This is a genomic window from Moorena sp., assembly GCF_982860115.1.
Genome location: NZ_CEYLVT010000344.1, coordinates 1 through 5,516, shown reverse-complemented (window position 1 = coordinate 5,516; position 5,516 = coordinate 1). Strand labels below are relative to the sequence as shown.

General features: G+C 41.9%; 3 protein-coding genes. 1 reads left to right on the top strand and 2 read right to left on the bottom strand.

The features are described 5' to 3' along the window. Window positions 1–420 precede the first annotated feature (420 nt). Complete coding sequence (locus AC4II3_RS30880) at window positions 421–1,161, top strand: methyltransferase domain-containing protein (protein WP_488016039.1); 741 nt, start codon at window positions 421–423, stop codon at window positions 1,159–1,161. A 119-nt stretch (window positions 1,162–1,280) separates the two neighbouring features. Here AC4II3_RS30880 and AC4II3_RS30875 read toward each other — a convergent pair whose 3' ends face one another. Beyond that, entirely contained in the window at window positions 1,281–2,705 is a 1,425-nt protein-coding gene (locus tag AC4II3_RS30875; protein WP_488016041.1) for a hypothetical protein, read from the bottom strand. A 99-nt stretch (window positions 2,706–2,804) separates the two neighbouring features. Beyond that, window positions 2,805–5,516 (bottom strand): WD40 repeat domain-containing protein (locus AC4II3_RS30870; RefSeq protein WP_490723005.1); only part of this gene is annotated, 2,712 nt, incomplete at its 5' end.

The following is a 5,516-nucleotide window of genomic DNA, read 5'->3' as shown; positions in this document are numbered from 1 at the left end:
CCCTAACCCCTCCCAGGAGGGGAAGGCAATAGGCAATAGGCAATAGGCAATAGGCGAAAGAAAACCTCAGTTTTATTGGACAATAAAAAAAGACCATACAGGTTTACATCTCAAATACAAACCCTATATAATTCTCATAACCCTGAATTATCTCCCATTGAGGAATTCTTCAGTGTAAGTATTCAGCCGTCAGCTATCAGCTATCAGGCGCTTTAACTGCATGGTGTCGGAGTACTAAAACTAGCAGGGATTTTAAACCAGTAGTATCAGCACCCCCGATGCTTGTTTACTATCTCCCATTGATTAGCTGACGGCACCTCAAGTAGCGTGAGCCAAAAGCTCACGGCTGATAGCTGAATGCTTACTATTCAGTTAAACCAAAAGTATCGATAATCATACATAACAATAGCAATTAAAACCATGAGTAGCTCAAATCCAAAACACTATAAAAGAATCGGGAGTATCTATGATGATTTGTGGAGTTACTCAGAAGACTACATTAGATTTATGGGGTTAAGAATAATTGAATATTTACGGTTAAATTCAACAGATTATCTTGTTGATTTAGGCTGCGGCACAGGGCTTTTTACCCAAGCAATTCCGAAGGAAATACAGTTAGATAATCCGATTATCTGCGTGGATCCTTCTGAAGAGATGCTCTCACAAATACCCTTAAGCCCCCAATACCAAATTAGACCGGTAGATGCGATTACTTTTGTCTCTGAAACCTCAGGTTATAATAAGGTCTACATGAAGGAAGCCATTCATCATATAGACAATAAAGAATTACTATTTAGTAGTTTGTTTGAAAAGCTAACTAGTGGAGGAATTTTCTTGCTAATCCTTCTGCCTCCAACTATTGAGTATCCTTTATTCAAGGAAGCTTTAGAGCGATATGAAAGAGGGCAGCCCAACTATAAGGATCTAACTAGTTTACTAGAAAAAGTCGGCTTCAACGTCTCAGTTGATTTTGTTGAATATCTTCAGTCCATTCCTAAAGAACAATACTTGAAAATGGTAGCAAATCGCTATATGTCCTTACTGTCATTCTTTGATGATCAACAGTTAGAGGAAGGTTTAGCAGAAATCTCAGAAAAATATGCTCAACAATCTATCCTTGAATTTCCTGACCGTTTTGTTTTTATTACAGCAAGTAAATAGTTAAGCAGTCAGCTATCAGTTATCAGCTATCAGCTATCAGCTATCAGCTATCAGCTTATGCGCTACGTGCTGCATGCCTATTCCCTACTCCCTATTCCCTATTCCCTACTCCCTGTTCCCTATTCCCTGTTCCCTATTCCCTTTGCTGTAGTCGCGATCGCATCAGCTCTAGCATTCAATCGCTTGAGTAAGGTTGTATGGGAAAGATTGGGATCATCCTTAATAGTGACCAGACCAAAACTAATCGGGGGTGTATGACCGGGCAAATCTACCCAACGATACCAGGTATAACCGACAAGAGCGGGATGAGTCAAAGCCCTGGCTAAGGACTTAGCGCCATTACGCATCATCCGTGACCTTTCGGAAAACCCGTCTTCTGGTTCATCGGGTAAGGCTCGTTGAGTAAACCTGGTGTGTCCCCAACTAAACTCACTGTTGAGGACTGGCAATTTTGTAGCTTGGTAGTATAGGTCTATCCGCTCATACATGTCGTAGCGATAATTGTTAGCAGATACCACATCTACCCAAGGTCTTTTGATGGCGGAAAATACAGCATCAGAAGGAGGAGCCCCAAACCGACATCCCAGGATTAAATGGTTGTGGTCATAGCGGTGAATTGCTGCTGCAGTTTCCTGAAAATAGCGTCGAGCAAATTCTGCTTGAAACCCATTCTGATCCACTAAGTAGCCTTTAGAAACAATCCCTTGTTTTGTCTTAGTCCATTCTTTAATCGTGTCTCTAGATTCAATCGGGACCTGCCAATCTTTAGCTAACTGCTCTAGACTATTACCATGGCGGTTTAAAACAAAATCCCAGGCAGCACTATAGGCTGGTTTTTCTGGATTGAGGCTAAGGCAAAATTGTAGTAAAGATGCCTTAGCGTTATTGGTCAACAACAACTCTGAGTTAACCTTTCGGTCTCGTGTTTCCGCGTGTGCCCAATTAAGTTCATTGTCAGTAAAATATCCCACTAGCAGCTTACTACTTGCCACCGGTGCTACGATTTCTTTAGCTTTAGCATCAATCCCTTCAATCCATTTCGGATCAAACACATCGGGTAACTTTAGCTTCTTGTCATCAACCCTAAGTTCGCTGTCTGGAGCAGCTTTGACGAAATTTAGGATAACTGTGTAGGGCATACCCTGATCCCACAATTGAGGTGGTGTCCATGCTCCTAGGGCATTAAAATTCCAGCTTCGCAGCCGCTCAAAGGTAGCTTCCCGAAATGCAGCGGGGTCTTGACCATATTTATCTTCGACAACCGGAACATAGGGGTCAGGATAGCCAAAGTTGACGGAGGTGACACCCCGGTAAAGGAAGGGTTTGCCATCGGGGTCAATGAACCACCAACGACCTTTTTGGGATTTGCCAACTCGGAAAAAATCCTGCTGACCTATTACTGTTTCGCTCTTGATGCGTACTTGGGCAAGAGGACTAGCAGCTTGAGAGGCAAGAAGACTACTGGGTAGGGCAGAGCTCAGCAGTACGATCACTGCTGAGAGGATGAACAGAATAAATCGGGATAATACTTTCCAATGTCGCATTTCAGTTTTGTTAATGCCTGATTCAGATCCCCCGTTGGTCTCCCTTAATAAGGGTAGGGCTGTTTCATTTCATTTATAAACCCTATATAGGCCAAATGATTAAAGACGGGGTACATTTTTGCAGAGATTGCGATCCCTCTCGTCAACATTGGGGTTACTAAGATAGTCTCGCACCCAATCACAACCCTTGACTATTAGTTCATCGAATCCTCCTATACGCCATAACTTGGCAGTTCCGGATTCGTCAAGAGTGGCTAGTAAGCTGCCATCAGCACTAAGACTTATACTTGTAACTTTACTTTGATGCCCATGTTCAAAAGTAGTCAATAATTTTCCTGACATATCCCATACACGGATCTTACCCTCATCATCCGAATCACCCCGCTCCGCACTAACGACTAAGCCACCCTTGGGACTAAAACCGATACTATCAAAGCTGTTATTAGCACCCTTAAACTTAACTAATTCCTCACCAGACTCAAAGTCTTTTAAAAAGATATTACCTATCTCTTCATAGTTTATCTCAATCGCGACTGCTTCGTAATCCTGCTGCGCCACTAACAGCTTGCCATCGGATCTAAAAGCGATTTCACCAATCTGCTCAGATTCTGTGTTCCAGATTTTACTGTTCAAATTCAACCGATGGGGAGTACTATTATTATTATCTACAGTAATATCGTTCTCCACAACAACCAATTCTTCACCATCAGGGCTAAAAAGAAGCTGGCTAATTGTTTTATTAATAAATTTTTGAGATTCTTCATACAACTCCTTGCCCTTCAAATCCAATAAGCGAATCGTATTATCTTCATGCAATACAGCCAATTGTGTACCATCAGGGCTAAAAATGATTTGCCTTATTGTTGTTTTAAGATCGGGAAATGGCTTCAACACCTTACCAGTCGTCAAATCCAACAGACGAATAGTGTCATCATTTCCGACAACAGCTAGTTGCTTACCATCGGGGCTGATGCTGATACTTTTTAAATTCGGAATTAGCTCTAACTCCTCTAATGGCTTCTGATCTAGTTTCCACCAGACCAGGGTATTATCATTACCACCTAAACTAGCAAGTTGTCTGCCGTTCGACGAGCTAGAAATAACCTCACCAATACCACCTTGGTGGCCTTTCAGTTTAAATTCCAACTCCAATAATTCTAAATCAGGATCATAAACACTAATAATACCCTCATCTTTTTGCCCAATAATCAGACGACCTTTGGTATCAAAAATGATACTGCCAGCTTCACTTATATTTTGCAAATCATCCTCATTATAATTGTTACCTGATTTGCAAACTAAACATAAAAAGTAGGCAAAGGTTGTATTCTCACCCCACAATCCTACTAAGTAGTCATCATTAGGACTAAAAACCGGATATTCCACTAATGGAAGATAATAAATTTCTTGTTGAAACTTTACCAAATGCTTACCACTCCTGTAGTCCAAAAACCTGAGGGTATGGTAGGTATCGTAAGAGTTGCTAGTAACTGCTACTAGCTCATTCTTATAGTTAAAGTTAATAGAAATAATATCATAGCCTTTTTGTTCCCATCGCTTTAGTTTATGTCCCTTTTCCCACCACCAGATGCTACGGGGATTGCTGCCCATGGGATTGCTGCCCAAATGTCCCCTTAGATAGGCTGCAAGCTTTTTGCTATCAGGACTGAAACTGATCCCTTTTTCATCTAAATTATTTGTAAAGGAATTACAGTTTTCACGCTGGGATTGTTCTTCCTGTTTTTTTTCTAAGTTCCAAATTCGAACATGATCTTTCTGGTCAATTGTTGCTAATAAGCGACTATCCGGACTAACATCAAGTTCTACGTTGCCCTGATGTCCTGGAAATATTTTGGGTTGTTGTGTGCCTTGGAAGTCTTGTAAGCGGACAGTACCACCCTTCTCTGTAGCAATCATTAACGTACCATCACAGTTAAAAAACATCTTTTTAAAACCTTGAGGCACTTCTCTGCGGTTATATTCTCTAGTTGAATAGAATACCTTTCGCAAAGTTTGTAACACTTCAGTTTTAAGCTGACTGTTTGGCTTGAATAAGGATAAGTATACCGGCCAATCTTGAAGAGATGTTGCTGCCCGTAAACTGGCAAGCAAAGCGTTTAAATCTTGATCTGATTGTAACTTGGCTTCGGCTGTTTGCCGATCAGCCTTAATTTGACCGATCAGGGCATATTTCTGACCAATTAAGGAGAATACTAACCCTAGCATAACTGCGATCGCAACACCCAAATTCCGACGAGTATTTAAGCTTTTTCGCCGGACGCTACGGCGCACAAACTCAGCTTCTACTTGGTTAAGCCAGTTATGCTCAGAATTGAGTACCTTTTTCAAGAAATCCAGACGTGGGTTAGTATGCCAAAGAAACCTTGCCGTCTGCTGGCTTTCCCACTCCTGGGCTGCGGTAGTCAACCGCCGTTGTAGAAGTAAATTTTCCTCCTCCTCTTGCTTCCATCCCAGCAATCTTTGCCATCCCCGCACTAAAGCATCATGGGCTGGTTCTACATAGGGATTCCCCTCAGCATCTTGTCCTTCTACTAATAACCGTGCTGTGCTAAAACCCTCAATTACTTCCTTGACTAAATCATTTTTCTGAGGCGGATATTCCAATTCCGATAAAGGTACTTGCCTACGGGCTAACTCACCCCCACCTAGTGCCACCATCCGCAGCATCACATGACGGATCACTTGGTCATAAGCGGGATTTTCTTGAACTAGCTTCTGATATTCTTCATCTGCCCTTTGAGTTAGCGATCGCATTACTCCCCCCAATTCACTATAATCGGCTTGAGTCAA

What these genes read in the sequence shown, in the direction of transcription:
- AC4II3_RS30880 (WP_488016039.1), top strand. Translation starts at nt 421, where the DNA reads ATGAGTAGCTCAAATCCAAAACACTATAAAAGAATCGGGAGTATCTAT.
- AC4II3_RS30875 (WP_488016041.1), bottom strand. Translation starts at nt 2,705, where the DNA reads ATGCGACATTGGAAAGTATTATCCCGATTTATTCTGTTCATCCTCTCA.